Below are 26,092 nucleotides of genomic sequence, written 5' to 3'. Positions count from 1 at the left end.
CCCTCGCCGCTCGGCGGCCGCAGGCCCACCCGGGACGATCTCGCCCGGTTCGCGTCCGACGACCCGGATGCGATCGACGACGTGCTGCCGCTGGAGGACACACGCCTGCGACTGCTGATCGTGGGCGTCAACCCGGGGCTGTGGACCGCCGCGGTCAACGCCCCCTTCGCCCGCCCCGGCAACCGCTTCTGGCCGTCCCTCCACCGCGCCGGACTCACCGACCACGTCGTGGACGCGGCGGCGGGCCTCACGGCCGAGGACGAGGCGCAGCTGCTGGACCGCGGCATCGGCCTCACCAATCTGGTGGGGAGGGCGACGGTCCGCGCGGACGAGCTCACCGCGGACGAGCTGCGCGCGGCCGGGGTCAGGCTCACCGAACGCGTCCGTGCGATGCGCCCGGCGGGTGCGGCCATCGCCGGGATCACGGCGTTCCGCACGGCCTACGGACTGCGGAAGGCCGTCCTCGGGCGGCAGGATCCGGAGACCGTGCCGGGCTGGCCGGCCGACGTGGCGCTGTGGGTGGTGCCGCAGCCCAGCGGCCTCAACGCGCACGAGAACATCGACACCCTCGCCGCGAAGTGGCGGGAGGTGTGGGATTCCCTCGGCACCTGACCCGGGGACCGGTTCCCGGCCGGGAGCGAAGGATCCGCCGCCCATGCGCCGGCGTTCAGAACCCGGCGTTCAGAACCCGAGGCCCCCAGAACCCGGTGCTCAGAACTCGAGGATGAGCCTGCCCCGGACTCCGCCTGCCTCCAGCCGGCGGTGTGCCACCGCCGCGGCCTCCTTGGGGAGCACATCAGCCACGCGCGGACGCACCCGGCCGGCCTCCGCGAGCCTCCGCAGCTCCTCGAGCAGATCCCGCCTGCGCGCGTACTTGCCCACGACGATCGACCAGAACCGCACTCCGCGGGCACGGTCGCCCTTGTCTCCCCGGATCGTGACGACGGTGGCGCCGTCCGCCGCCGCAGGCACGATCTCGTCCAGCTGCACCGCGCCGTCGATGACCCCGTCCGCTCCCGCGGGCACCAGGGCGCGCACCGCCTCGGCGAAGCCCGCCCCGCGCCGCACCACGTGGTCTGCTCCCAGCGAGCGGACGAGCTCCTCGTCCGCCTCCGCCGCGTCCGCGATGACGGTGTGGCCGTCCACCTTCGCCAGCTCCACCGCGTGGCCGCCGAAGGCACCCGCCGCGCCGGTCACCGCGATCGTGCTGCCGGCGGGCAGATCGAGCGTGTCCAGGGCGAGCCGGGCGGTGAGCCCGTTCATGGGAAGCGCGGCAGCCTCGGGGAAGGAGGCCCCGGCGGGGATCCGCACCACGGACTCCGCCGGCACCGCGACCTTCTCCGCATAGGCGCCGTGGGCGCCGCCGGGCACCACGATCGCCATCACCGCATCGCCGGGCGCGAGGTCCGTGTCCGTCTCCGGCCCCACGGCCTCGACCGTGCCCGCGGCGTCCATCCCCGGCACGAAGGGAGGCTGATCGCCCTGCGCCCTCGCACCGCCCGCCCTGCGGACGGTGTCCGTGGGATTCACCGCCGCCGCCCGGACCCGGAGGAGGATCTCCCCCGGTCCGAGAACCGGTTCGGGGAGGTCGAGGACCTCCAGCACGTCGGGGTCGCCGTTCCGTATGTATCCGATCGCCTTCATGTGGGGCGGAACACACCGGGGAGATGCCGTATTCCCCGGCACCGGCGGTGGGCGGCCTCCCGCACCTCCGGGCGGCCTCCCGCACCTCCGGACGTCCGCGCCCCCGGCGTGGCTACAGTGGGCCCATGACCGGCACCTCTCCGTCCAGCACCGCACTGATCTTCGAGGGCGGCGGCATGCGCGCCGCCTACACCAGCGCCTTCGCCGTCACCCTGCTCGAGGCCGGCATCGAATTCCCCTGGGTGGGCGGCATCAGCGCGGGAGCCACGAACACCGCCAACTTCGTCTCCCGTGACGCCCGGCGGGCCCGCCGCTGCTTCGTGGACTTCGCGGCGGACGCGCAGTTCGGCGATGTGCGCACCTGGATGCGCGGACAGGGGCTGTTCAACGCCGAGTACATCTATCAGCGGACGAGCGGACCGGACCAGGCCCTCCCGTTCGACTGGGAGGCCTTCCGCACGAACCCCGCGGACGTGCGCATCCTCGCCTTCGACGCGGAGTCCGGCGAGGAGGCCGTCTGGGGCCGGGAGGACCTCACGACGATCGACGACCTCATGGTCCGCGTGCGCGCCTCCTCCACCATGCCCGTCCTCATGCCTCCGGTGACGATGGGAGGCCGCACCTACGTGGACGGCGCACTGGGCCGCGACGGCGGGATCGCGCTCACGCAGGCGCAGGCGGACGGGGACGAGAGGTTCGTCGTGGTGCTCACGCAGGAGCGCGGCTACCGGAAGGAGCCACAGCGCTTCCCCGCCTACTTCCGTGCCCACTTCCGGAGGCACCCCGCCGTCGCCGAGGCCCTGCTCACCCGCTGGCAGCGCTACAACGCGACCCTGGAGCGGGTCTTCGAACTCGAGCACGCCGGTCGCGCCCACGTCTTCGCTCCGGAGCGCATGCCGCTGACGAACGGCACGCGCAGCCTCTCCCGGCTGGCGGCGGCCCACCGCGCCGGGCTCAGCCAGTCCCGCCGCGAGCTGCCGGCGCTGCGGGAGTTCCTGGGGCTGAGCTGAAGCGGGGGTTCGACCGGCCGCGCCGGTGCGCTCAGCGCCCAGGCCGCCCGGTGCCGGTGACGTCGTCGACGGTGGAGAGCGGCCCGCCCACCCGGTACTGCGCACCACGGTGGTGGGCGGGCAGCCGGTCACCTCTGCCGAAGAGCTTGTGCCGCAGGGTTCCCGCCGCGTACTCCTCCGGATACGCGCCGCGCGCCTGCAGCTCCGGCACCACCAGGTCCACGACGTCCTCGAAGGTGCCCGGCGTGGTGGCGTAGGCGAGGTTGAAGCCGTCGACGTCCGTCTCCTCCACGATCTCCTGCAGCGTGTCCGCCACTTCTCCGGGATCGCCCACGAAGACCTGGCCCTGCCCGCCGATCCCTCCCAGCCTGACGATGTCGCGCACCGTCCAGGTCTCGCCGCGGTCGTTCTCCCCCTGGAAGGCCTCGAGCGCGGACTGGATCGCATTGGACTCCACGTTGCCCAGCGGCTCGTCCAGGTCGTAGCGGGAGAGGTCGATGCCCAGCCAGCCGGAGAAGAACACCTGTGCGCCCTCCACCGTGGCGTAGGACAGGAGGTCGGCGTACTTGGCGCGGGCGCCGGCGGAGGTCTCGTCCGTGACGATCGAGGACAGCAGGTAGATCTTCGCGTCGTAGGGGTCCCTGCCCGCCTGAACCAGTGCGGCACGGATCCGGGCGACGGTGCTCTTCGCCGCCGCCTTGGTGGGTCCGCCGATGAAGATCGCCTCCGCGTTCTCCGCCGCGAACCGCACTCCCCGCGGTGAGGCACCCGCCTGGAACACCACCGGCGTGCGCTGCGGAGAGGGTTCGGAGAGGTGGATGCCGGGCACGTCGAAGTACGTGCCGTGGTGGCCGATGTGGTGGACCTTCTCCGGGACCGCGAAGACGCCGGCCTCCGCGTCACGCACCACCGCGTCGTCCTCCCAGGAGCCCTCGAGCAGCTTGTAGACGACCTCCAGGTACTCGTCCGCGTGGTCGTAGCGCGCGTCGTGGGCCAGCTGATCCTTCTGGCCCAGGTTCCGCGCCGCCGAGGGCAGGTATCCGGTCACCACGTTCCACCCCACCCGTCCCCTCGTGAGGTGGTCGAGCGTGGAGAGGCGACGCGCGAAGGGCACCGGGTGCTCGAACGCGGTGCCTGCGGTGATCCCGAACCCCACGTTCTCCGTGACCCCGGCACCGATCACCGCGAGCTGCAGCGGGTCGTTCACCGGCACCTGCGCCCCCTGCCGGATCGCGGCGAGGTCGTTCCCGCCGAACACGTCATAGGTCCCCAGCACGTCCGCGATGAAGACGGAGTCGAAGACGCCGCGCTCGGCGATCCGCGCGATGTTCTGCCAGTAGTCCATGTCCTTGTACTTCCAGGCCTCGTCGCCCGGCCTGCGCCAGAGCCCCGGGGACTGGTGGGCCACGCAGTTCATCTCGAACGCGTTGAACCTGATCTGCCTGCTCACGCCGTCTCCTCTCGCAGCCGCGCCGGATCCTGCGTGCGCAGGGGCGCGTGACCCGTCGAGGCTAGGGGCGCGTGCACCTGCTCGAGGAGAGCACCGTCACACCGCGCCGCACGGCGTCATCCGGCGTCACCGCCGCCGGCTCACGCACCTCCCGCGGCCCCGCCGCCCGCGCCCTCACGCGGCAGGCACAGCTTCCGGGCGAAGACGATGGCGAAGAAAGTGGTCGCCGGCATCGTCACGACCAGGCCGAAGATCCCCGCGAGCAGCTGGACGACGGTGTTCGCGACGGTCTCGGACTGGAGCAGCGCCCAGATGGGCATGTCGTAGGAGCGGGCCACCACGAAGGCCGCGAGGCTCCCGCCCACCACGGAGAAGCTCACGGTGTAGATCGCCGAGGCCGCGTGGTCGCGGCCCACCTCCATCGCCCGTCCCATGAGCGAGCGCTCGCCCGCGCCGCGGCGGGAGAACCTGCTGCCTCGCGCCCGCCGGGCGCGGCCTCGGGGACGGAGCCCGGCAACGGCGCCGTCGGCCGCCGCGGCCTGCCCTGCGGCGCCGCCTTCGTGCGCATGACCGTGCGCGTGGCCTCCTCCGCTCTCCACGTCCATGAGCGAGAAGACCGTCGAGGCCTGCGCCACCGTGATGTCGTTGAGGATGCCGATGAGGGCGATGAGGAGGGCGCCCAGCGCCAGCACCCGCACGTCGATGTCGTAGGCCGCGAACACCGCCGCCGAGGTCGTCTCGTCGAGGCCGGTCAGCCGCAGCACCGTGGACATCACCCAGCCCGCCAGCAGCGCGGACCCCACTCCGCACACCGTGCCCACCCAGGCCGCGAGCGTCTTGGCGCTGAAGCCGTGGGTGAAGTGCAGGACGACAGTGAGGACGAGCACGGAGGTGAGGCCGGCATAGGCGAGCGGGTTCCCGCCCAGGTGGATGCCGGTGACGAGGAACATCCAGATGAAGAGGGCGGAGACCACGAGGGAGGCGAAGGCCCGCAGGCCCTTGCCGCCTACGCTGAGGGCGACGAGGACGAGGACGACGGCGGCGATGACGAGCATCCCCGTGCCCCGCTCCACGGAGTGGAAGGAGTAGATGGTCGCCTCGCCGTCCGCCGTCGTGGAGACGGAGACCACCACCGCGTCCCCGTCGCCCAGGTCCGCGGAGGCTCCGTCCTTGGTGATGCCGATCTGGTGCGCGGACCCGTCCTCCAGATGGGCCACCGCCTGTCCGCAGAAGGAGTCCGAGTCCACCCACTGGGCGCAGTCGCCCAGCTCCACGTCCGTGAGCTCCGCGCGCTCGTAGGCCACGGTGGTGCCGTTGGGCAGCCCCGTGGGCTGCTGGCTCGGCCACAGTGCGATGACGACGGGCAGTGCGAAGACGAGCACGCACAGGGCGACGAGCAGGGAGACGTACTGTTCGCGGGTGGGCCGCAGACGGGTGCGCATGGACAGGATTCTTCCCTGCTTCGGCCCTCAGCGCGAAGCGGGCGCGCCACCTCCCTCCGCCGCCTCGTCACGAGCGGCCTCCGCGGGGGCCGCGGCGGGGTCGTCCTCCGGGGCGTCCCGGCCCGCAGGAGCGTCCTGGGCACCCGGAGAGCCATGGTCTCCCGGAGCGTCCTCGTCGCCGAGGCCGTCCGCACCATCCGCACCGTCCGATCCGTCCGCACCGCCCGCCTCGGACCGCTCCTCCTCCGTGTCCACGACCGGCAGCTGGTGCGTGGAGAGCGTGAACGGCCCGTCGTGCGTGTCCACGGCCTGCATCACCGAGTCCTCGAGCAGCTTCGAGGCGAGCCGGCCCTGCAGCACCAGCGGATCCGTCCGCAGGTCCCGCCACAGCGCCACGCACAGCAGCAGCATCACCAGCACGAACGGCAGCGCGGAGACGATCGTGATGTTCTTCAGGCCGTTGAGCGCCTCCGCCGGGTCCTCACCGCCGGCCAGCAGCATGACGGCGGCGACGGCACCCGTGGCGACTCCCCAGAAGATCACGGACCGCCGGGTGGGCTCCTCGGCGCCGTTCTCCGCGAGCGAGCCCATGACGATGGATGCGGAGTCCGCCCCCGTGACGAAGAAGATCGCGATGAGGAGGACCGTGACGACCATGAGCACGATCGCGACGGGGCCCGGGACGGGGAGGGCATCGAGCAGTTCGAAGAGGATGAGGTCGAAGTTGATGTCCGGCGCGCCGTCGACCATCGAGGCGAGCGCCTCGACGTTCCCCTCACCCCGTTCCGCCCGCTCCTGGATGCCGATGGCACCCCCGCCGAAGATCGCGAACCAGAGGAGGGAGATGGCCGAGGGGACGAACAGCACGCCCGCGACGAACTGGCGGATGGTCCGGCCGCGGGAGATGCGGGCGATGAACAGGCCCACGAACGGGGACCAGGAGACCCACCAGGCCCAGTAGAAGATGGTCCAGGTCGACAGCCACGTCGCCACGGACTCGTCGCCCAGCGCCGTGGTGCGGGATGCCATCTGCGGCAGCGCCTCCACGAATGCGCCCACCGAGGACGGGATGACGTTGAGGATGAAGAGGGTGGGTCCGCCGATGAACACGATGAGCGCCAGCACCACCGCCAGGACCATGTTGATGTTCGACAGCCACTGGATGCCGCGCTCGATCCCGGAGACCGCGGAGGCGACGAACGCCGCGGTCAGCACCGCGATGATGATCACGAGCACGGGAGACGAGACGGACGACATGATGCCGGCGGACTGGATGCCGCCGCCGATCTGGATGGCCCCCAGTCCCAGGGAGCAGGCGGACCCGAACAGCGTCGCGAGGATCGCGAGGATGTTGATGACCCGCCCGCCGGTGCCGTTGACGACCCTCTCGCCGAAGATCGGGGTGAACATCGAGGAGAAGAGCTGCGAGCGGCCCAGCCGGAACGAGCCGTAGGCCACGCCCAGGCCCACGATGGCGTACATGGCCCAGGGGAAGAGCGTCCAGTGGAAGAGCGTCTGGCCCATCGCCGTCCCCATCGCCTCCGCCGTGGAGCCCTCGACGGTCGACGGCGGCGGGGACATGTAGAAGAAGAGGGGTTCGCCCACCCCGTAGAACACCAGGCCGATCCCCATCCCCGTGGCGAACATCATCGCGATCCACGAGGAGGTCCGGTACTGGGGCCGCTCATCGTCCTTGCCCAGCGGGATCCTGCCGAACCTGCTCATCGCCACCACGATCACGAAGACCGTGAAGACCGCCGAGGCCACGACGAAGAGCCAGCCGAACCGGTTCATGGTCCCGTCGAGCAGCGTCTGCGCGACCTCGCCGAGGTTGCTCGGGGAGGCGAAGCCCCAGACCACGAACGCGACCGCCAGCACCCCGGCGGTGCCGAACACGGCCTTGTCCAGCCCTATGCGCCTCCTCCCCCGCTTCTTGTGCGTGGACTGCTGCAGCTGTTCGATCAGATCCTCTGCGGAATCCGGCTGTGCGCTCATGTCTCCTCCTGCTCTTCCGTCGGTGCGCCTGGTGTCACTGCCTCACGCAGGCACGGACAGGGACCACATCACTCCGAACCGGTCGAAGACCTGGCCGTACCAGTCGCCCCAGGGGGCACGGTCGAACGGCAGGTTCACCTCACCTCCCCCGGCGACGAAGGCCTCGATGATCGCCCGGGCGCGCTCCGGCGAGTCCGCCGTGTAGAGCAGCGAGTACGCAGTGCCCCGCACGGGGTACTCCTCGTCCTGGCCCATGGCGTCGCCACCGGCGATCTGCCCGGCCGGGGTGGTGAGCACGGCGTGCGCGACGGCCTGGGGGTCCGGGGTGAACGGCATGCCCTCCATCGGCGGGCCGTCGCCGTAGCGGAGCATGTCGAGCTCGCCGCCCAGCACCTCCCGCCAGTGCACGAAGGCGTCCCCTGCGGTTCCGGGCAGGGCGATGTACGGGGCGAGGGTCTCAGACATGGCGTGTCCTTCCGTGGAGCAGGATTCCGGCAGGCCCCTCCGGCGGGGCCCGCGATGGAGCCTTCCTGCCGCGCAGGCCGCGCGACTGCACCAATGATGCGCCGCTCGCCTGAGCTGTGGTCCAGCTCACCGGCGATTCACCGGTATGACTCAGAAACGGACAGCGCTCTGCGCAACAGGGCTCTACACTGCACAGATGCTGCACCAGCACCCGGAGCCGCGGCCCGGCGAGTCCGCGCCCTTCCACTTCGAGTCCCGCTGGCTCCTGGACGCTCCGGCGCAAGCAGTCTGGGACGCCTTCGCGGATCCCGCCGCCTGGCCCCGCTGGTGGCCGGGTATGGAGCGGACTGTCGCGCCGGCCTCGGGCACAGGCGACGGCAGCGGCGCCCGCGTGGATCTCACGGTGCGCAGCCCGCTCCTCCCGGGACCGCCCGCCGGAGCTCTGCGCCTCTCGCTCCGGATCGTCGAGGCCGCACCTCCCCGGCGGGCACGCGTCGCCGTCCGCGGGGACCTCCGCGGACACGGTCTGTGGCTCGCGCACGAGGCCGGAGGGATCACTCGCGTCGACATCGTCTGGTGCGTCGTCACCGCACGGCCCCTGCTCCGGCTGCTGCGACCGCTCTCCGGACTCTCGCACCGCACGGTGATGCGGGGAGGCGCACGCGGCCTCGCGCGGGAGCTGAGCACCCGCACGCGGAGGTGAGGCAGGTGTGGACGCGCGGGGCGCGGCAGGCGTGGCCCCCGCAGGGTGCGTGGGGACTCCACAGCACACCTGAGAACCTCCCGGGGAACCCTTGACCTCGCGCTCTCACGGTCGTAATGTACAACCACATGGTTGCACAAGAGGCGGAGCACCCGATGCTCACGGACGACGAGGTCAACCGGATCTTCCGGGCACTGGCCGATGCGACCCGCCGCGACATCGTGCGCCGCACGCTCGCGGCACCGGCGAACGTCTCCGCGCTCGCCGGTGACTACGAGATGTCCTTCGCAGCCGTGCAGAAGCACGTGAGGGTCCTGGAGGAGGCAGGACTCGTGAGGAAGACCCGGAACGGCAGGGAGAGGGTGGTGAGCGGAAGCCCGGAGACCCTCTCGCTCGTGCAGCGCATGCTCGACGAGTACGCGCGCATCTGGCGAGGGAGGATCAGCAGGCTCGACTCGCTGTTCGAGGAGGAGGGGACCACCGTCGACGAGGACGAGACCCCATCCGACCGCCAGGGGCGCCCCACCCGCCCGCAGGGCTTCCCGCGCTGAGCACACTGCTCCGCCCATTCCCGGGCGGCGCATCCGAGAACGGACCCGGAGCCTCCGGGAGAAGGGGCAGGACCATGCCCATCACGCAGATCGACACCCGCACCGAGGACCTCACGCTCACGATCGTCGCGGAGTTCCCCGTGCCGCTGGCCCAGCTGTGGGACGCCTACGCGGATCCCCGGAAGATCGAGCGGTTCTGGGGGCCACCGGAGTATCCGGCGACTTTCACCCGCCACGACATGGTGGCGGGCGGACACTCCCACTACTACATGACGGGACCCGACGGCGACACGCCCGGCGGCTACTGGGAGTTCGTCGCCGTGGACGCACCGCACTCGTTCGAGGTCCGCGACGGCTTCGCCGATGCCGAGGGCAATCCCAACACCGAACTGCCCTCCATGCGGATGGTCTTCTCCTTCGAGGAGACCGCGGACGGTTCGCGCCTGACCACCACCACCCATTTCAACTCCGAGGAGGAGCTCTCGCAGCTCCTGGAGATGGGCATGCTCGAGGGCACCAAGGCCGCCATGGGCCAGATCGACACGGTGCTCGCGGATCTCGAGTCGTTCGCCGCAGGACGCGCGACGGAGGCCCAGCTGCTCAGCGACACCAGGGTGCGGGTGTCCCGTGTGATCCGCGGGGACGTGGAGCAGGTCTGGCGCGCCCACCACGAGGCGGCGCTGCTCCAGCGCTGGCAGCTGGGCCCGGACGGCTGGACCATGCCGGTGTGCGAGCCGCCCGCCGAGGTCGGCGGCACGTACCGCTTCGAGTGGGAGTCGGATGACGGGGAGAACCGGTTCGGCTTCACCGGTGAGGTGCTGGAGTCCCAGCCGCCGCACCGCGAGGTCACCACCGAGCGCATGGTGGGCGGGGATCAGGTGGCCGACGGAGTCAATGACGAGCAGTGGACCTCGGTCGTCAACGAGATGACGCTGACGCCGGTCTCCGGCGGCACCCTCCTCTCGCTGCTCATCACCTACCCCAGCCAGGAGGTGCGGGACGCGATCCTCGCCACCGGGATGACGAACGGCATGGAGGACAGCTACGCCCGGCTGGAGCGGGAGGTGCTGAGTCCGGCCTGAACCCGGCCCTCACCCACGCGGCCTCCGGAGGCGTTGTGCGCTTCCGGAGGCCGCGTGCCGAGCGACAGGGTCCCGACGCGGTGCGGTCCGAGACCCTGCGCAGCCGAGACCCTGCGCAGCCCAGACTCAGTCAACCGGGACCCAGCGCGGCCGGAGCTCAGTCGAGGCAGAACTCGTTGCCCTCGGGATCGGCCATGACGATGAAGCCCGCCTCCAGCGGCGGAGCGGGGTCCACCCGTTCGAGCCTGGCGGCGCCCGCGGCGACGAGGCGCGCGCATTCGGCCTCGAGGGCCGCCATCCGCTCCTCGCCCACGAGCCCCGGTGCCGCGCGCACGTCGAGATGCACGCGGTTCTTCACCGACTTGCCCTCCGGAACGCGCTGGAAGAACAGGCGGGGCTCGAGGCCCGCCGGATCCTCGGCTGCGGCTCTCGCGTTCCACTGTCCGGACGGCACTCCGGCGCCCGCGAGGAAGACCTCCCAGACACGGAAGGGATCCCCCTGCTTCGCGGCCTCTTCCTCCCCTCCCGGAGGCGCTGTCTGCTCACCGAACGGCAGCGGCACGGCGTATCCGAGCGCCTCGCACCAGAAGAGCGCGAGGGCGCGGGGATCGCGAGCGTCGACGGTGATCTGGACGGTGCGCGCGGCTGTGCCGGTCATGGCCTCTCCCCTGCATGTGCATCGACTGCATGGCTGTGGACGTAGAGGTCGCGGAGAAGACAGATCTCCGCGAGGTGGTGGATGAACTCGCGGTTGATGTGCAGGACGAGGGCGGACATGGGCAGATGGCCGAACTGCCCCTCCGCCTCCCCGCACGGCTGCGCGAGGTCCTCCTCCGTGAGGGCGGAGACGCCCGCGATCCAGGCCGCGTACTCCGCGTCCAGCTGCGCCAGCGCCTGCGCGGCGTTCTCCGCGTACTCGTAGGTGAAGTAGTCCCGCGGCTCACCGCCGAAGTGCGCGGCCGTGCGCGCGCCCAGCACGCCCACGAGCACATGGCCCAGCCGCCAGGCGATGGTCGTGAACGGGGCGGGCTGCGGCTCGGGGAAGGCGAAGTCGATCGTCATCGCCCCGGAGCCGCCCTGCAGCGGCGCCGTCCCGGTCCCCCGCGGGCGCACGGTCCAGCAGTCCGGCACGGGCTCCCAGAAGAGCTCCTCGTCCGTGAGCCCCTCCAGGCGTGCACGCAGCTGGTTGCGCCAGTGCCAGTCGAGCTGGTCCACGAGCTGCGCGGCCCAACCGCCCGCAGGCCGTCCTCCGTCCCCGTTCTCCGCCGCCTGGCCGGGCCCTCCCGCTGCACCGAGCACGTCGTCTCTCTCCGGCATACCGGACTCCTCTCTCCGCCGGCGGTTCCGCACCACCGGTCGCGGACGTCCCGCGTCCCTCCAGTCTTCCCCCTGCTGCGGACAGATCCGGTCCGCAGAGTATGGGAGGCTGAGCGGAAGGGCTCATCCGCCGCCGGTGGGGCACTCGTGAGGTGCGTCCACCGGGAGAAGAGCCTGCGAAAGGAGCACGCATGAGCACGGAGGACACCGCCGCACGGGTGCTGCGCCTGCTCTCGCTCCTCCAGCAGCGGCACTCCTGGTTCGCCCAGGAGCTCGCGGCTGAACTCGGCGTCACCACCCGTTCCGTGCGCCGCGACGTCGCCCGCCTGCGCTCGCTGGGCTATCCGGTCGTCTCCGCCGCGGGCGCGAGCGGCGGCTACCGGCTGGGGCGGGGCGCCCGGATGCCGCCGCTCCTGCTGGACGACGACGAGGCGGTGGCCGCAGCACTGTCCCTCCGCCTCTCCTCCACCCACGCCGTCGCCGGCGCGGGCGAGGCCGCGCTGCGCGCGCTCGCCACACTCGACCAGGTCATGCCGCCGCGTCTCCGCGCAGAAGTGCGGGCGGTGCACGCGGCCACGGATCCCCTGCACCGACCGGTCGCAGAGGTGAGCCCAGACGTCCTCCTCACCCTCGCCCGTGCCTGCCGCGACGGCGAGCGCGTGCGCTTCTCCTATGTCTCCGGGACGGGGACGGAGAGCACGCGCACCGTCGAACCCGTCCACATGGTCACCACCGGACCGCGCTGGTACCTCATGGCGTGGGACCTCGACCGGGACGACTGGCGCACCTTCCGGCTGGACCGCGTGCGCGGCCTCGAGCCCACCGGGCAGCGTTTCCGCCGCAGGGAGCATCCGGATCCGGTCGAGTACGTCTGCAGCTCCGTCACCGAGGCGCCGTACAGTCGCACGGCCCGGGTGCGGGTCCGCACCTCGCCCGAGGAGCTCGCCGCACGGGTGCCGCCGCAGGTGGGCAGTGTGGCGCCGGACGCGGAGAGGGGCTGGAGCCTGCTCACGGTCTCCGGCGACGGCCTGGAGTGGATCGCCTGCCACCTCGCGATGCTCGGCTGGGAGATCGTCGTCCTGGAGCCGGCGGAGCTGCGCGAGGCCGCTCGCAGCATGGCGGCGCGGCTCGCGGCGCTGGCCGAGGGCACTGCGCACGATGACGGTGCCGGCGCACGCGAGGGTGCGGAGGCATAGAGTGGGCCGGGCAGATCCGCCAGGAGGAGGCCCGCCGTGACCGCAGTCCACATCATCCACGACAATCCCGAATGGCTCCCGCCGTTCCGGGAGGCGTTCGCGGCCGAGGGGGTCCCGTTCGAGGAGTGGGAGCTGACGGGCGGCGCCCTCGACCTCGGCACGACACCGCCCGAGGGGGTCTTCTGGTCCCGGCTGTCGGCCTCCTCGCCGTCACGCGGACACGACCACGCCAAGGAGTACGGCCGCGCGGTGCTGCGCTGGCTGGAGGCGCACGGCCGGACCGTCGTGAACGGCTCGGCGGTCCTCGAACTGGAGGTCTCGAAGGCCGCCCAGCATCAGGCGCTCGCGCGCAGCGGCATCGCGGTGCCGCAGACGGCGGCGGTGTTCGGGCGAGCGGGCCTCGTGGAGCGCTCCGGCGAATTCGCCGCCCCGTTCGTGTACAAGCACAACCAGGGAGGCAAGGGGCTGAGCGTGCAGCGCTTCGACGACCACGCATCCTTCGCCGCATGGGCGGCCTCGGAGGAGTTCGAGGAGCCGAACGACGGAATCTCACTGCTCCAGGAGTACGCGCGGCCGGCGGACGGGTTCATCACACGGGCGGAGTTCGTCGGCGGCCGGTTCCTCTACGCCGTGCGCGTGGACGTGTCCTCCGGCAGCTTCGAGCTGTGCCCGGCCGACGCCTGCGCGCTCCCCGGTCAGCGCCCGCTGTTCAGCCTGCGGGAGGATGCGGGAGAGCTGCCGGTCATCGCCCAGTACGAACGCTTCCTGGCGAGTGCCGGGATAGAGATCGCGGGCATCGAGTTCATCGAGACGGCGGACGGACGCGTGCTCACCTATGACGTGAACACGAACACCAACTACAACCCGGGCGTCGAGGCCGTGGCCCCCGTCTCCGGCCCGCGGGAGATCGCCAGATACACGGGGAACCTGCTGCGCACGGCGTATCCCGCAGACGTCACGGCTGACCGGGCATGAGAGGAGGGTGTGCACCCGCGGGTGCACACCCTCCTCTCCTCGCGCCCCGGGCCGGCCCGCTCAGCACACCGGCTGCGTCCGCGGTTCCCGCTGCGCCTGCGGCCCGGTCCGACCACGGGCTCAGGCTCAGGCGAGGGTCACTCGATGGTGCCGGTCCCCTCGCCCTCGATCTTCTCGTCGTGGAGGAGCTCTCCCTCGGCGTCCACCGGGGTGATCGTCACCTCGAAGCTGATGCCGGAGCCGGGCTGGTAGTGGAAGTTCTCGCCGTAGCTGAAGTGCTCCCCGGTGCCGAAGGTGTAGACGGTCGGATCCGCCGTCTCGCCCACTCCGCTGGACTGCACGCCCATCTCCTCGGACAGCGCGCTGTCCGTGATGCCGCCCATGCCCTGCATGTACTCCCAGTCGTCGTACTCCGCCGTGACGCTCACGAGGCTGGAGCCCAGATCGATCGGATCGCCGTTGTTCGTGATGACGTAGTTGACGAAGACGAGGTCGTCACCCTCTGCGATGAGCGGCTCGTCCGTGTCCGGGTCCACCCAGTTGCCGTCCTTGGGCGCCGGGGCGGTGCCCATCTGGAAGACGTCAACGGTCACGTCGCCGGCCTCCACCGTCGCGATCTGGTCACCGCCCTCGGTGGGCTCCTTGGCCCAGCTGGGCACGCCGCCCTCAGCGGCGGGTGCGTCCTCCTCTGCAGCCGGTGCGGCCTCGGCGGCGTCCTCCTGCGCCTCCTCGGCCGGAGCCTCCTCCTGGGCCGGCGCGTCGTCCGCCTCCGCGTCGCCGCCGGAGCACCCGGCGAGGACGAGGGAGACGCCCAGAACAGCGGCGGTGGCGAGTGTGGGGCGCAGTGCGAGCTTCCTGCTCATGATGATTCCTCAACTGTCGTTGCCTCTACGGATACGAAACAGTCTAAAGTCGGAAACAGGTGTCCCTGCACTTTCCGTGTGGCAGGACGGCCACAGCGGATGCGGGCCTGTCACAGGAAGCCCTGCCGCAGCCGGGCCTTCGCGCCGGCCGTGCACGCCGTTCCGAGGGAACCGTCACGCGGTGCCTCCGTGGGATCCTGCCTCACGTGCGGCCGAGCACCTCGATGTCCTCGAGGAACTCCGCGACCACCTCCCTGCTCACCGTCGGCCTGATGGTCTGCAGCGCCGCGAGGTAGTCTCCGGTCGTGGGCCCGGGCTGCGCCTCCTCCCCGTGCTCCACCGCCCTCTCCAGCGCGCTCTGCGCCGCCCGGCGGGCCGCATGCTCGATGTCGGCCGGCGTGAGGCCGTCGCTGACGGCGACGAGTTCGGCGACCTCCACCTCCGCCTCCCGCGGGATGTACCGCTCCCAGATGGCCCTGCGCGCCGCGGCATCGGGCAGACCGATCGGCAGCACGTAGTCGAAGCGGCCGTGACGCAGCAGCGCGGAGTCGAGGGAGCGGATGAAGTTGGTCGCACAGATGAGGAGCCTGCCGGACTGCTCCCGGAGGTCGGGGATGATCTTGAGCAGCTCGTTCGTCACTCCCTGCAGGGGCGAGGGCGGATCGCCTCGCCGGTGGGAGGCGATCTCCTCCACCTCGTCGATGAACACCACGGCGCGCTCCAGCTCCGCGATGCGGGCGAACGTCTCGCGCAGCGCCGCGGCGATCCCGGCCGGGTCGCCTCCCAGGCGCGAGGGGAACACCTCGACGAACGGCCATCCCAGCCGTGAGGCGACCGCCTTGGCGAACGTCGTCTTCCCGGTGCCCGGCGGGCCGAACAGGATGGCCGAACGCGGCGGGACCACTCCATAGCGCTCCGCGAGCGCCGGCTGCGCCAGCGGCATGACGAGCCGCCGCTCGATGAGTGCCTTCTCCTGCTCCATGCCGCCCACCGCGTCCCAGTGGTCCGGCGGCAGGATCCGCCCGCCCAGCTCACGCAGCAGGGTGAGATCGCGCCCCTGGACGGGAATGCGCCGTTCGACGTAGCGCAGTTCGTGCTGGAGACCGAAGCCGTTGCCGAGGAAGAGGTCGAGGCCGTCCGGCACCTGGCTGTCGACGAGGGCGGACATCGTGCCGATGCCTGCGCCCGCCAGCCGGCGTTCGAGGGCCGTCAGCAGACGCCCTCCCAGCTCCTCCGTGCGGTGCTCCGGCACGATTCCGAGGAACACCACCCACCCCTGTTCGTGTGCGGCACGACCGACCGCGGCACCGATGAGCCGGTCCTCCCCCTCGACGGCCGCGACGACGACCTCATCGGTCTGGCAGGAGGCCAGCACCTCCGCCAGTCCGTAGACGGGCTCGACGCCCGCTGTGCGCGTCTCCTCCCACAGGTTCACCATCCTGCCGAGATCGTCCGTGCGGAAGTCCCGCAGTGTCACCGATGCCATGGATGCTCCCTGCTGTCCTCGTCCTCATCGTCGCACTCCGCGCCCGCGCCACAGCCTTCCGCTCCTCGGATGAGCGGCACCGCATGCACCCCACCGCAGGAGCCGCGACGCAGGGGCTGCACCGGGATGCAAGGAGACGTGAATCACAGACGTGTGCTGAGGGTACGGTACAGCACGGAGGCGCCGGTGCTCAGTCCGGCGAGGCCTCGGCCCCGGAGAGGTCCACCGCCTCCAGCGGCACCTGACGGGACGCGCGGCCGGTGACCGCGCGGTGCACGCCCCAGACGGCCAGGAACACCGGCAGGCCGATGTAGGCGGAGACCACCTCGAGCACCTGGCCGTTGACGACCGCCTGCGTGTTCTGGCCGATGATGACGACCAGGAGCAGCACGATCGCGAGCAGAGGCCCCAGCGGGAACAGCGGGGCGACGTAGGGCAGCTCGCTCACGTTCCTTCCCTGCCGGATCCACGCGCGGCGGAATCTGAAGTGCGACCAGGCGATGCCCACCCACACGATGAAGCCGGAGAGGCCGGAGACGTTGATGAGCCAGGTGTAGGCCGCGCCGTCGCCCATCACCTCCGTGAGGAAGCCGAACAGCCCGATGGCCGCAGTGGCGAGCAGTGCCATCACCGGCACGCCCCGTTCGTTGAGCCGGGCGAAGAGCCGGGGCGCCACGCCTTCCTTCGCCATCGCGTAGAGCATGCGCGTGGAGGCGTAGAGGCCCGAGTTCCCTGCGGAGAGGATGGCGGTGAGGATGACGGCGTTCATCACCCCGGCGGCCAGCGCGATGCCGGCGCGCTCGAACACGAGGGTGAACGGCGAGGCGGTGATGTCCTCGCTGTTCGCCGCCGCCAGCAGCGAGGGGTCCGTGTACGGCAGCAGGAAGCCGATCACGGCGATGGCGCCGATGTAGAAGAGCATGATCCGCCAGAACACGGAGCGGATGGCCCGCGGCATGTCCCGCCGCGGGTTCGCGGACTCCCCTGCGGCCACGCCCACCAGTTCCGTGCCCTGGAAGGAGAAGCCCGCGATCATGAAGACGCTGACGACGGAGACCCAGCCGCCCACGAAGGGCCCGTCGCCGTGCGTCCAGTTGGAGAAGCCGGGTGAGGGACCGCCCAGCACGCCCAGGATCATGAGGACGCCCAGGACCAGGAAGACGAGGACTGTGACGACCTTGATGAGCGCGAGCCAGAACTCGCCTTCGCCGAAGGCCCGGGCGGAGAGCCAGTTGAGGCCGGTGAGCAGGGCGAGGAACACCGCGGCCCAGATCCAGGCCGGCACGTCCGGGAACCAGAAGGACATGATGACGCCGGCGGCCACGAGTTCCGCGGCGAGCGTGATCGCCCAGTTGAACCAGTAGTTCCAGCCCATCGCGAATCCGAAGGACGGGCTCACGTAGCGCGCGGCGTAGGTGTGGAACGAGCCGGCGACCGGCAGGTGCGTGGACAGCTCGCCCAGCGACTGCATGACGAAGAGGACCATCATGCCGACCACTGCGTAGGCGAGGAGCGCCCCGCCGGGGCCGGCCTGGGAGATGGTGCCTCCGGATCCCAGGAACAGACCGGTGCCGATGGCCCCGCCGATCGCGATCATGCTGAGGTGGCGCGAGGTGAGGCGACGGCGCAGACCCGCGCCCCCGCTCTCGCTGAAGGTCACCTCCGCCTCGGGCTGCCCCGGTGGCGCATCCTGTTCCGGTGGCTCGTCCTGGGCGGTGGCGGGGCTCTCGGGCACGTTCTTCACACCTCATGGTTCGGGGAGGGAACAGGAGGTCCTGCTCACCGTCGCCCTGCGCCGAGGGGACGACGGCAGGGCGGAACGAGCCTAGGACAGATTCCCGCGCGGTTCGACCCCGGGAGCAGGCGCGGTGCCGCCGGCGACCTCGGTTCCGAGGCCTCAGTGGTCTGTGACGGCGGCGGAGCCGGGCCGCGGCTAGGCCCCGGAGTGCTCGGTCCGGAACACGTGGACGAGCGCATTCGCGTGCCCGTGTCCCATGCCCATGTCCTTGAGGACCTCGACCTGCTCCATGTGCTTGAGCCCCGCGTGGGGACGGAGGACGTCGATCCATTCGTCGATCGGCCTGCCGTACTTCTCCTCGATGGAGGGGAAGTAGGACTTGGGGCCCTTCATCTGTCGGCCACGCTGCTCTCCTTCGACGCCCGGCGTCCGCTCCTCCTCAGTATGCGCGGCAGGAGTGCACAGCGCCAGGCCCCTCGCCCCGGCCTCCGCTGCCTGAGGAGACAGCCGCGCGCGGCAGCGGCGGTCTGCGCCCGCGGCACAGGGCAGCACCCGCTCCGAGTGGCGAGCGCCACAGTCCTCACCGATCGTTCACCCTCCCTTCCTCTTCGAGACCGGCGTTCTCGTAATTCGCGGACACCTCGGCGGCCTTCCATGGTGCCGTCACCTTCGATGACACCGCTGAACGAAAGGCCTCCGCCACCATGCGAACCCGTGCCGTGCTCACCGCCTGCGCACTGTCCTCCGCCGTCGCCGTCCTCGCCTCCGGATGCGCCTCCGCCTCCGGCGGCACCGCCTCGGACGACGACGTCATCCGCTTCGCCACCATGCCCGTGACCGACGATCCCTCCGTAGCCACCCCCGTCGAGGAGCTCAAGGCGCTCATCGAGGAGGAGTCCGGGATGACCGTCGAGATCACCGATGTGCCCAACTACTCCGCCGTCATCGAGGCCGTCCGCGCCGGCCACGAGGACATCGGCCTCATGAGCGGCTTCCCCTCCGCGCTGGCCGTCAGCACGGGCGAGGTCGATTCGCTCGTCGCCTGGCCCGGCACCGAGGAGCCGGTGTCCAGCTGCATCGTCCTCGACGACTCGCCGCTCACGAGCCTCGAGGACATCACGCCCGAGACCACCGTCGCGTTCGCCGATCCCGCCTCGAGCTCGGGCTACTTCATGCCCACCCACATGCTCGACCAGGTGGGCCTGCGTGCGGACGAAGGCGATTTCGAGGAGCTGTTCTCCGGCGGTCACGACCGCAGCTTCGTCGCACTCCGGGAGGGCCAGGCCGATGTCGCGTGCACCTCGACGATCTTCACCGCCATGGCCGGACAGGACGACCCCATGTTCCCGTTCGAGGAGGGTGAGACCCGCTCGATCGGCGAGAGCATCTCCATGCCGGTCTCCGTCTCCGTCCTCGGCAGCCAGCACATGAGCGAGGAGAAGCGCGCAGCGCTCCTCGACGCGCTTCCGCGGGTGTACTCGGACGCCAACCGCGAGACGCTCGGCGTCTACATGGAGGCGATCCCGGAGGGCGTCGGGCCCATGGTCGAACCCGCGGACGACGTCTTCACCCCCTTCGTCGACATCGCCTCCGTCGCGGACGTCGACATCTCGGACCTGGACTGAGGAGGAACCATGGCCGCTCCCGCTCTCGCTCCCATGCCCCGCGACGGGGTCTCCCCCGCGACTGCACCGACCGTCGTGGCCGCGCGGGCCCCGACTTCTGCTGCGGTGTCGTCCTCCTCCGCGACCGGCACCGCCCTCGCCCGTGTGCGCGGTCTGCAGGTCCGCTACTCCGCGGACGAGCCGCTCGTGCTCGACGGCGTCGACCTCGACCTGTTCCGCGGGGAGACGGTGGCGCTGCTGGGCTCCAGCGGCTCCGGCAAGTCGACCCTCATGAAGGCGCTCACCGGCTTCGCCCTGATCACCGGCGGCACCGCTGAGGTGGCCGGCTTCGACGTCGCCGGTCTGCCGCAGCGCCGGATGCGCGCCCTCCGCGCCCAGGTGGGCCAGGTGTTCCAGCAGTTCAACCTGGTGGGCCGCCTCAGCGTGCTCACGAACGTGCTCACGGGCTCGCTGCACCGCGCCGGCACCGCGAATCTGCTGGGCACCTTCCGCAGCGCGGACCGTGCCCGCGCCCTCGAGCTCCTCGACCGCGTGGGCATCGCCCACAAGGCCGGGGCCGAGGCCCGCTCACTGTCCGGCGGGCAGCAGCAGCGGGTGGCGATCGCCCGCGCGCTCATGCAGGATCCGCGGCTCATCCTCGCCGACGAGCCCGTGGCCTCGCTCGATCCCCGGATGAGCCACACCGTCCTCGGACTGCTCCGCTCCATCGCCCGCGAGGAGCAGATCCCCGTCCTCGTGAGCCTGCACGTACTCCCGCTGGCGCTCGAACACACGGACCGGATCATCGGCCTGCGCCACGGCGAGGTCGTCGTCTCCGGAAAGGCCTCCGACCTCGATGCGGAGAGCCTGTCACCCGTCTACGACACGGAGGAGGAAGCAGAGTGACCGCCGCGACCACCGTCTCCCGCACCCGCACCTCGGCCCCGCAGCTGGACGCACGGGACCGCGCGCGCATGGAACGGGCCTTCCGCCTCCCGCGCGCCCGCGTGGGCATCAGCGCCGTCGCGGCCGTGGTGCTGTTCGTCTGGTCCGCCAACGGCGCCCAGTTCGACTTCCTCAAGCTCGGCGAGGGCGCGGCCAACATGGGCGAGTTCCTCGGCCGGATGTTCCCCCCGGACTTCTCGAAGATCGGCCTCATCCTCTCCCTCCTCCTCGAGACCCTGCAGATGGCCGTCGTCGGCACCGTCATCGGCGCGGTGCTCTCACTCGTCGTCGCGTTCGGGGCCGCGAGCAACATCGCCCCGACCTGGCTGTACTACCCGTGCCGGTGGACGATGAATGTCATCCGCGCGCTGCCGGACCTCGTCATCGCGCTCATGTTCGTCTCCGCCGTGGGCCTGGGCCCCTTCGCCGGCATCCTCGCGATGACGATCGGCTCCATCGGCTCGATCGGCAAGGTCTTCGCCGAGGCGATGGAGGCGGTGGACCGCGGTCCCGTCACCGCGATGGAGTCTGTGGGCGCCTCCAGGCGCCAGATCATCCAGTACGCGATCGTGCCGCAGGCGCTGCCCATGCTCACGAGCTACACGCTGCTCCTCTTCGAGGGCAACATCCGCGGCGCCACGATCCTGGGACTCGTGGGCGCCGGCGGGATCGGCCTCGAGCTCACCACCGCCATGAACCGCTACGAATACGGCCACCTCAGCGCGATGGTCCTCTGCATCATCGTCCTCGTGACGATCATCGACCAGCTCAGCGCACTCATCAGAAGGAAGATCACATGACCGCCCCCACCCTGAGCATCCCGCTCACCGCGCCCGTCAACCTCCGCGATCTCGGCGGGATCCCGGCGGCCGCAGGCCCCGTGCGCCCCGGCTTCGCACTGCGCGCGGACGACCTCTCGACCGTCGACCCCGACACGGCTGCAGGGCTCGTGAGCGAGGGCCTCACCACGGTCATCGACCTCCGCACCCCCGCCGAGGTGCGGCTCACCGGCCGCGGTCCCCTGGCCGCTCAGCCCGTGACCTATCACCACGTCCCGTTCCTCGCCTCCGTGGACGAAGGACAGGAGGACGGTGAGACCCTCACGCACCAGCCCTCCTTCGAACGGATGTACATCCGCATGTACGAGCAGGCGGCACCGCGGATCGTGCAGGCGCTGGCGATCGTCGCGGCCTCCCCGGGTGCGACGGCCTTCCACTGCGCGGCAGGTCAGGACCGCACGGGGGTGCTTGCGGCCTCTCTCCTCCTGGCCCTGGGCGCGGAGCCCGAGGCGATCATCACCGACTACGCCCGCACCGGCGGCAACTCCGCCCGGATCAGGGAGCGGATCGCCCCGGTCATGGAGCCCCTGCTCGCGAGCACGGGGATCCGCATGGAGGATGCCGCGAAGGCTGCGATGCGCGCGGAGTTCTCCCCCGCACCGATGGCGGGGCTGCTGAGCCACCTCACCCGCACGCACACGGACCCGCTGGCACCGCTGCGGGCGGCGGGCCTCACCGACGGCCTCGTCTCCACGCTCAGGGAGCGTGCGCACGCATGAGCACCGCCGCCGCTCGCGGCGGGACGCGCACCGGCCGGGCCCCGTGCACCGCAGCGACACGCGCGGCGTCCGGGCCCGGCCGGCCGCGCGATCCCCAGCACGACGAACGGATCGTCGACGCCGTCATCGGACTCATCGATGCGGGTGAGCGGATCAGCGTGAATGCGGTGGTGGCGGCGAGCGGGGTCTCCCGCGCCGCTCTCTACCGGCGCTGGCCGAGCCTCGCAGCCCTCATCGCGGCGGCCCTCGACCGGGGGCGGGCGCCGATCCGGCCCGACACCTCGGGAACCATCAGGGAGACCTTCCTCGCGCTGCTCTTCGGTGACCCCGAGGCGACGCGGGGCCGGGGCTACAGCGACCGCCGGTTCCGCATGAGGCTCATGCTCGTGCTCGAGAATCCCGAGCTGCAGCGGGCCTACTGGGACTCCCACGTGCAGCGGCGGCGCGCGCCGATGGTCGAGGCGCTGCGCCTGGGGATGGAGCGCGGCGAACTGCGCGCGGACCTCGACCCGGAGGCGTGCATCGACCTCATCAACGGCGTCTTCTACTACCAGGTGGTCGTGCGGGGCGCGGACCTGAGGGAGGCTGACACGCTCGCACGCTGCCGTGCGGCCTTCGACACCGCCTGGCGTGGGATGGCGGCGGAGGGCTGAGCCGCCGGCGGCAGGATCAGTCCGCGCGCTGCTGGTCGAAGTACGCCTCGGGCCCCTGCTCGGCGGCGAGGGGGTCCATGGACTCGCGGCTGCTCCCGTGCGGGTCCCGGGGCCGCGCACCCAGCACCAGGTCTCTGGTGACCTCCGCGTGCCCCAGGTGCTGGCTGAGCTCCTCGAGCACGTGCAGGAGGACGCCCTCGCAGGACGAGGTCCAGTAGTCGTCGTGGTCCGGCGGGGAGACCCGCGGTGGTGCCGCGAGATCCGTCGCGGCGATGTCGGCGAGGAATGCCGGACGCGTGCGCGCTGCCAGCGCCAGGGCCTCTGCCACCGGCATCACCGCCTCGAACTCCGCGCTGCGGTCCCGCTGCACCTCGACGCCCAGGTTCACGGTCGAGGACCAGCGCCGCAGGAGGCCGCAGCAGTGGACGAGGAGCTGCACCGCGGAATTGCTCCCGGCAACCGGGAGCACTGCATTCGCAGCGGTGTCGTCGAGCTGCGCGGTCAGCTCCACGAGCGCGTCGAACTTCTCCAGGATGAGCCGGACAAGGTGGGTCTCCGCCGCCGTCCCGGGAGCTGTGCCGGTTTCCATTCGTCGTCCTCTCTGCGATGGGCTGGTGTCCCGTGCCGGTCCCCGCGGCTCGTAGCGACCCGCCTGGCTGTCTCGAAGCGCTCCTCTTGGTGGTCAGGCGTGGGCGGGCGCTTTCCTCCAGGCCTCTTCCTCGCCGACGTCGTGGAGCTCCCACTGCACGGATATGCCGCTGAAGCCGACTGCAGGAGAGAACCAGAAGGTCTGGTCCGGGTTCCATCCGGCGATGACGCTGGCTGTGTCCGGCCCCACCGAGATCGCCGTGCCTGCCGCAGCGAGATACGTGAGAGGGGTCAGGTGCACCCCGTCGAAGTGCTCGGCCACCTGTGCCCAGTCTGGCACCACCCATCGGCCGTTCCTGCCCGTCGTGCGGAACCAGTCATGCCGCATCGAGGCGGTGACCTCGAGAGGGAAGCGTCGGCAGAGATCCGCCCAGACCTCGGGCCCGTCGATCTCGAGGATGTGCAGATGGGAGGGGACGTCCCACGCGTGGGCCGCGGCCCTCTGCCATCCGAGCCCGTCTTCGACGAAGCAGAGTCCCGCCGGTGTGCCGTCGACGAATTCGCCCGTGGTGGAAGGGACTGAGTGGGACGGCGTGGACCACCACGCGCCGCTCCAACCCGCAGTGGGATCCTCGGGGCGCCCCTGCGCGGCCTCCGCCTCGTCCTGGAGCAGCCGCACGGATGCGTCCCGCAGCGTGGAGCTCGGATCCGTCAGCGGAGGAACGGCGGGCGCGTCCTCCCACTGAATGGACCACTGCCGCCTCGCGGCCACCGAGGCGGTCAGCCACTGCGCGTACGGGGAGGCCGCGATGTGCACAGCCACCCGACGCAGCTGCGTGCGCACCGGCTCTGCTGCGGCGAGGAGATCCTCACCGTCCGGCTCCTGCCAGTAGCGCGCGGATTCCGTCGCGGACGTCAAGGCGCTCCGGAGTGCCTCGGCTGTGGGTTCGGCGAGGCGGACATCGGCGAGCATGGCCCCGACGGTGTCGGTTGTGGCAGGTTCAGCCCCCTCCGCGAAGCCGGTGGCCGCCGCATCATAGGCGCACATCGTCACGGTGTGGGCGGGCTCCGGATCGAGTGCCGCAGCCGCGAGGAACACTGCTGAACTGAACTCAGGCTCCGCAGAGGCGAGCGCGAACTCCAGCAGCAGCCGACGGCCGCGCGGGCCCGCCAGCAGCAGGTCAGGATCAAGTCCAGCCAGTTCCATGTGCAGCAGCGGGTACGGGCGGCCCTCACCGTCGAGTTCGCTCCTCCCCACCACTCTGAAACCGCTGTAGGCGTAGAAGCCCGCCGCCTCCGTGTTCTGCTCATTCACATCGACGCGTGTCACCGCCTCCGTCCGGAGCACATGCGCGAGGAGCGCGCCGCCGATGCCCTGCCCGCGATGACCGGCGTCGACGAACAGCATCTCGAGACTGCCTTCCGCGGTCCCGGCGAACCCCACCGCCTCCCCCGCGAGCTCAGCCACGTGGAGTCGCACGTGTGGGAAGTACGCGGAGGCGAGGCGCGCCTCGATCGCATCTCTGTCCCGCGCGGAGAGGAAATCGTGGGTGGCATCGACGGCGCTGCGCCAGATCTGCACCAGCCGCGGATGCTCGGCCGGGCCGTCCGCTCCGCGGATCACCACCTCGGGCACGGGTTCGCTGCACTTCGTGGACACCATGCGCAGACGGTACCGCAGTCCTCTACCTTGAGGGCATGCTCCGCTCACTTCTCGCCCGCGCGTTCTGGCTGGTCAGCCCCTGGAACCTGAGCACACAGCCCGCGCCTTCGCGTCCCACCGTGCTGATCGGGGCTCCGCACACCTCCAACTGGGACTTCGCTCTCATGCTCGCGATCGCGTGGCGCCTGAGCATCGACATCCGCTGGATGGGGAAGAAGAGCCTGTTCCGCGGGTGGAGGGGTCCGCTTATGCGCGCACTCGGGGGCATCGCCGTGGACAGGGAGGATCCTTCGCGCACCGTCGCCGAGGTGGTCGCCCGGGTGCGCACGGGTGACGGCTTCGGTCTGGTCATCACCCCGGACGGCACGCGGTCCGGGCACACGCACTGGAAGTCCGGCTTCTACCGGATCGCGCGGGAGACCGGGCTGCCCGTCACGCTGGGCTACGTCGACCGCTCCACCATGACCAGCGGGCTGGGGCCCACCTTCGAACTCAGCGGCGATGTCGGTGCGGACATGGATCGGATCCGCGCCTTCTACGCGGACAAGGCCGGACTGCGTCCGCACCGGCGGGTGGAGCCCCGGCTGCGGGAGGAGGGCAGGGCATACTGACGGCCGGGAACGCCGGCTGCGGGGCGGAGTGCGCCCGGGTCAGATCGTTCCGCCGGCGCCCCGCGCCTGCACATCGTCCCCGGCTGAGGCACACTCGTCCTGTGGACGATCTGCGTGTGCTCCCCGGACCCGGCGCTCCCCGCGGCCTCACAGTGCCGTCGAGGGAGCTCGTCGAGCAGTTCTCACACGCGTCCGGGCCGGGAGGGCAAGGAGTCAACACGGCGGACTCGCGGGTGCAGCTCAGCCTCGACCTCGCTGCGACGACGGCGCTCTCCGAGGAGCAGCGTGCGAGGGTCATGGACCGGTTGTCCGGTCGCCTCGCCGGCACTGTGCTGACGGTGAGTGCGGAGGAGCACCGTGCGCAGCGCCGCAATCGCGCCGCCGCGCGGGCCCGGCTCGCGGAACTGTTGCGTGAGGCCCTCGTGCCACCGGCGGTCCGCCGACCCACCCGACCCACGAGAGGATCACGACGCCGGCGGATCGAGAGCAAGCGCCGCCGGTCGGAGACGAAGCAGTACCGCAGGCGGCCGGGAGCGGAATAGGTGTGGGGGCC

27 protein-coding genes are annotated in these 26,092 nt (G+C 71.2%); 14 read left to right on the top strand and 13 right to left on the bottom strand.

Features of this window, described 5'->3' with window-relative positions; genetic code table 11:
* Positions 1 to 612: mismatch-specific DNA-glycosylase (locus tag Q0A33_RS04795; protein ID WP_291793900.1), on the top strand; the 612-nt coding region annotated here is incomplete at its 5' end.
* Between the two features lie 99 nt (positions 613 to 711).
* Here the strand turns inward: Q0A33_RS04795 and Q0A33_RS04790 are convergent.
* Complete coding sequence (locus tag Q0A33_RS04790) at positions 712 to 1,644, bottom strand: NADP-dependent oxidoreductase (protein ID WP_291793898.1); 933 nt, start codon at positions 1,642 to 1,644, stop codon at positions 712 to 714.
* Between the two features lie 125 nt (positions 1,645 to 1,769).
* Between Q0A33_RS04790 and Q0A33_RS04785 the strand changes: the two genes are divergently transcribed.
* A complete protein-coding gene (locus Q0A33_RS04785) occupies positions 1,770 to 2,654 on the top strand; it encodes a patatin family protein (protein WP_291793896.1) in 885 nt (294 codons plus the stop codon).
* Between the two features lie 31 nt (positions 2,655 to 2,685).
* Here Q0A33_RS04785 and Q0A33_RS04780 read toward each other — a convergent pair whose 3' ends face one another.
* From Q0A33_RS04780 to Q0A33_RS04765, 4 genes are all read right to left on the bottom strand, one after another.
* Positions 2,686 to 4,104, bottom strand: coding sequence for an LLM class flavin-dependent oxidoreductase (locus tag Q0A33_RS04780; protein WP_291793893.1), 1,419 nt, complete (start codon positions 4,102 to 4,104; stop codon positions 2,686 to 2,688).
* Between the two features lie 140 nt (positions 4,105 to 4,244).
* Positions 4,245 to 5,546 (bottom strand): YibE/F family protein, encoded by a 1,302-nt coding sequence (locus Q0A33_RS04775; RefSeq protein ID WP_291793890.1) that lies wholly within the window; start codon positions 5,544 to 5,546, stop codon positions 4,245 to 4,247.
* 27 nt (positions 5,547 to 5,573) lie between these two features.
* Positions 5,574 to 7,541: a BCCT family transporter gene (locus Q0A33_RS04770; protein ID WP_291793888.1), complete on the bottom strand. Its 1,968-nt coding sequence runs from the start codon at positions 7,539 to 7,541 to the stop codon at positions 5,574 to 5,576.
* Between the two features lie 42 nt (positions 7,542 to 7,583).
* Positions 7,584 to 8,006, bottom strand: a complete 423-nt coding sequence (locus Q0A33_RS04765; RefSeq protein ID WP_291793885.1) for a glyoxalase/bleomycin resistance/extradiol dioxygenase family protein — start codon at positions 8,004 to 8,006, stop codon at positions 7,584 to 7,586.
* A gap of 196 nt (positions 8,007 to 8,202) precedes the next feature.
* On the opposite strand from Q0A33_RS04765, the gene Q0A33_RS04760 reads away from it, so the two are divergent.
* The 3 genes from Q0A33_RS04760 (at position 8,203) to Q0A33_RS04750 (ending at position 10,342) form a co-directional block, all read left to right on the top strand.
* Positions 8,203 to 8,709, top strand: a complete 507-nt coding sequence (locus Q0A33_RS04760; protein WP_291793881.1) for an SRPBCC family protein — start codon at positions 8,203 to 8,205, stop codon at positions 8,707 to 8,709.
* A gap of 128 nt (positions 8,710 to 8,837) precedes the next feature.
* The gene (locus Q0A33_RS04755; protein WP_291793878.1) at positions 8,838 to 9,260 is read left to right on the top strand and encodes a metalloregulator ArsR/SmtB family transcription factor; all 423 of its coding nucleotides are present in this window, start codon (positions 8,838 to 8,840) and stop codon (positions 9,258 to 9,260) included.
* A 74-nt stretch (positions 9,261 to 9,334) separates the two neighbouring features.
* Positions 9,335 to 10,342: an SRPBCC family protein gene (locus Q0A33_RS04750; protein WP_291793876.1), complete on the top strand. Its 1,008-nt coding sequence runs from the start codon at positions 9,335 to 9,337 to the stop codon at positions 10,340 to 10,342.
* A 157-nt stretch (positions 10,343 to 10,499) separates the two neighbouring features.
* On the opposite strand, the gene Q0A33_RS04745 is transcribed toward Q0A33_RS04750, so the two are convergent.
* Both Q0A33_RS04745 and Q0A33_RS04740 read right to left on the bottom strand, forming a co-directional pair.
* Complete coding sequence (locus Q0A33_RS04745) at positions 10,500 to 11,000, bottom strand: VOC family protein (RefSeq protein WP_291793874.1); 501 nt, start codon at positions 10,998 to 11,000, stop codon at positions 10,500 to 10,502.
* On the bottom strand, positions 10,997 to 11,659 hold the full coding sequence (locus Q0A33_RS04740; protein WP_291793871.1) for a DinB family protein: 663 nt from the start codon (positions 11,657 to 11,659) through the stop codon (positions 10,997 to 10,999). The genes Q0A33_RS04745 and Q0A33_RS04740 overlap by 4 nt, the downstream gene beginning before the upstream one ends.
* A gap of 191 nt (positions 11,660 to 11,850) precedes the next feature.
* Between Q0A33_RS04740 and Q0A33_RS04735 the strand changes: the two genes are divergently transcribed.
* Complete coding sequence (locus Q0A33_RS04735; RefSeq protein WP_291793868.1) at positions 11,851 to 12,855, top strand: YafY family protein; 1,005 nt, start codon at positions 11,851 to 11,853, stop codon at positions 12,853 to 12,855.
* A 36-nt stretch (positions 12,856 to 12,891) separates the two neighbouring features.
* Positions 12,892 to 13,830: an alpha-L-glutamate ligase gene (locus Q0A33_RS04730; RefSeq protein WP_291793865.1), complete on the top strand. Its 939-nt coding sequence runs from the start codon at positions 12,892 to 12,894 to the stop codon at positions 13,828 to 13,830.
* 137 nt (positions 13,831 to 13,967) lie between these two features.
* On the opposite strand, the gene Q0A33_RS04725 is transcribed toward Q0A33_RS04730, so the two are convergent.
* From Q0A33_RS04725 to Q0A33_RS04710, 4 genes are all read right to left on the bottom strand, one after another.
* Positions 13,968 to 14,693: a hypothetical protein gene (locus Q0A33_RS04725; protein ID WP_291793862.1), complete on the bottom strand. Its 726-nt coding sequence runs from the start codon at positions 14,691 to 14,693 to the stop codon at positions 13,968 to 13,970.
* Positions 14,694 to 14,895: 202 nt separating this feature from the next.
* The gene (locus tag Q0A33_RS04720; protein WP_291793859.1) at positions 14,896 to 16,179 is read right to left on the bottom strand and encodes a GNAT family N-acetyltransferase; all 1,284 of its coding nucleotides are present in this window, start codon (positions 16,177 to 16,179) and stop codon (positions 14,896 to 14,898) included.
* Positions 16,180 to 16,369: 190 nt separating this feature from the next.
* On the bottom strand, positions 16,370 to 17,839 hold the full coding sequence (locus Q0A33_RS04715; RefSeq protein WP_291793910.1) for an amino acid permease: 1,470 nt from the start codon (positions 17,837 to 17,839) through the stop codon (positions 16,370 to 16,372).
* Positions 17,840 to 18,112: 273 nt separating this feature from the next.
* On the bottom strand, positions 18,113 to 18,310 hold the full coding sequence (locus Q0A33_RS04710; RefSeq protein ID WP_291793856.1) for a DUF4287 domain-containing protein: 198 nt from the start codon (positions 18,308 to 18,310) through the stop codon (positions 18,113 to 18,115).
* 311 nt (positions 18,311 to 18,621) lie between these two features.
* Between Q0A33_RS04710 and phnD the strand changes: the two genes are divergently transcribed.
* From phnD to Q0A33_RS04685, 5 genes are read left to right on the top strand one after another with little or no spacing between them, the layout of a single operon-like run.
* Entirely contained in the window at positions 18,622 to 19,542 is a 921-nt protein-coding gene (gene phnD, locus Q0A33_RS04705) for a phosphate/phosphite/phosphonate ABC transporter substrate-binding protein (protein WP_291793853.1), read from the top strand.
* Between the two features lie 9 nt (positions 19,543 to 19,551).
* A complete protein-coding gene (locus Q0A33_RS04700) occupies positions 19,552 to 20,427 on the top strand; it encodes a phosphonate ABC transporter ATP-binding protein (protein WP_291793851.1) in 876 nt (291 codons plus the stop codon).
* A complete protein-coding gene (phnE, locus tag Q0A33_RS04695) occupies positions 20,424 to 21,266 on the top strand; it encodes a phosphonate ABC transporter, permease protein PhnE (RefSeq protein WP_291793848.1) in 843 nt (280 codons plus the stop codon). Before Q0A33_RS04700 ends, phnE begins: the two co-directional genes overlap by 4 nt.
* Positions 21,263 to 22,024, top strand: a complete 762-nt coding sequence (locus Q0A33_RS04690) for a tyrosine-protein phosphatase (RefSeq protein ID WP_291793846.1) — start codon at positions 21,263 to 21,265, stop codon at positions 22,022 to 22,024. Before phnE ends, Q0A33_RS04690 begins: the two co-directional genes overlap by 4 nt.
* Positions 22,021 to 22,677, top strand: coding sequence for a TetR/AcrR family transcriptional regulator C-terminal ligand-binding domain-containing protein (locus tag Q0A33_RS04685; protein WP_291793843.1), 657 nt, complete (start codon positions 22,021 to 22,023; stop codon positions 22,675 to 22,677). Before Q0A33_RS04690 ends, Q0A33_RS04685 begins: the two co-directional genes overlap by 4 nt.
* Before the next feature lie 16 nt (positions 22,678 to 22,693).
* Here the strand turns inward: Q0A33_RS04685 and Q0A33_RS04680 are convergent, their stop codons facing one another.
* Positions 22,694 to 23,266 (bottom strand): DUF664 domain-containing protein, encoded by a 573-nt coding sequence (locus Q0A33_RS04680; protein ID WP_291793840.1) that lies wholly within the window; start codon positions 23,264 to 23,266, stop codon positions 22,694 to 22,696.
* Between the two features lie 93 nt (positions 23,267 to 23,359).
* Positions 23,360 to 24,928, bottom strand: a complete 1,569-nt coding sequence (locus Q0A33_RS04675) for an acetyltransferase (protein WP_291793837.1) — start codon at positions 24,926 to 24,928, stop codon at positions 23,360 to 23,362.
* A 35-nt stretch (positions 24,929 to 24,963) separates the two neighbouring features.
* Between Q0A33_RS04675 and Q0A33_RS04670 the strand changes: the two genes are divergently transcribed.
* Positions 24,964 to 25,539, top strand: coding sequence for a 1-acyl-sn-glycerol-3-phosphate acyltransferase (locus Q0A33_RS04670; RefSeq protein ID WP_291793834.1), 576 nt, complete (start codon positions 24,964 to 24,966; stop codon positions 25,537 to 25,539).
* Between the two features lie 101 nt (positions 25,540 to 25,640).
* Positions 25,641 to 26,081 carry an alternative ribosome rescue aminoacyl-tRNA hydrolase ArfB gene (gene arfB, locus Q0A33_RS04665; protein ID WP_291793831.1) on the top strand — a complete coding sequence of 147 codons (441 nt, stop codon included), beginning with the start codon at positions 25,641 to 25,643 and terminating at the stop codon, positions 26,079 to 26,081.
* The last annotated feature ends 11 nt before the right edge of the window (positions 26,082 to 26,092 follow it).

This window comes from Brevibacterium sp., assembly GCF_022712115.1.
In the GTDB taxonomy this organism is placed as follows: Bacteria; Actinomycetota; Actinomycetes; order Actinomycetales; family Brevibacteriaceae; genus Brevibacterium; species Brevibacterium salitolerans.
Note: the sequence above shows the minus strand (reverse complement) of the source record. Positions and strands in the feature narration are given on the sequence as shown.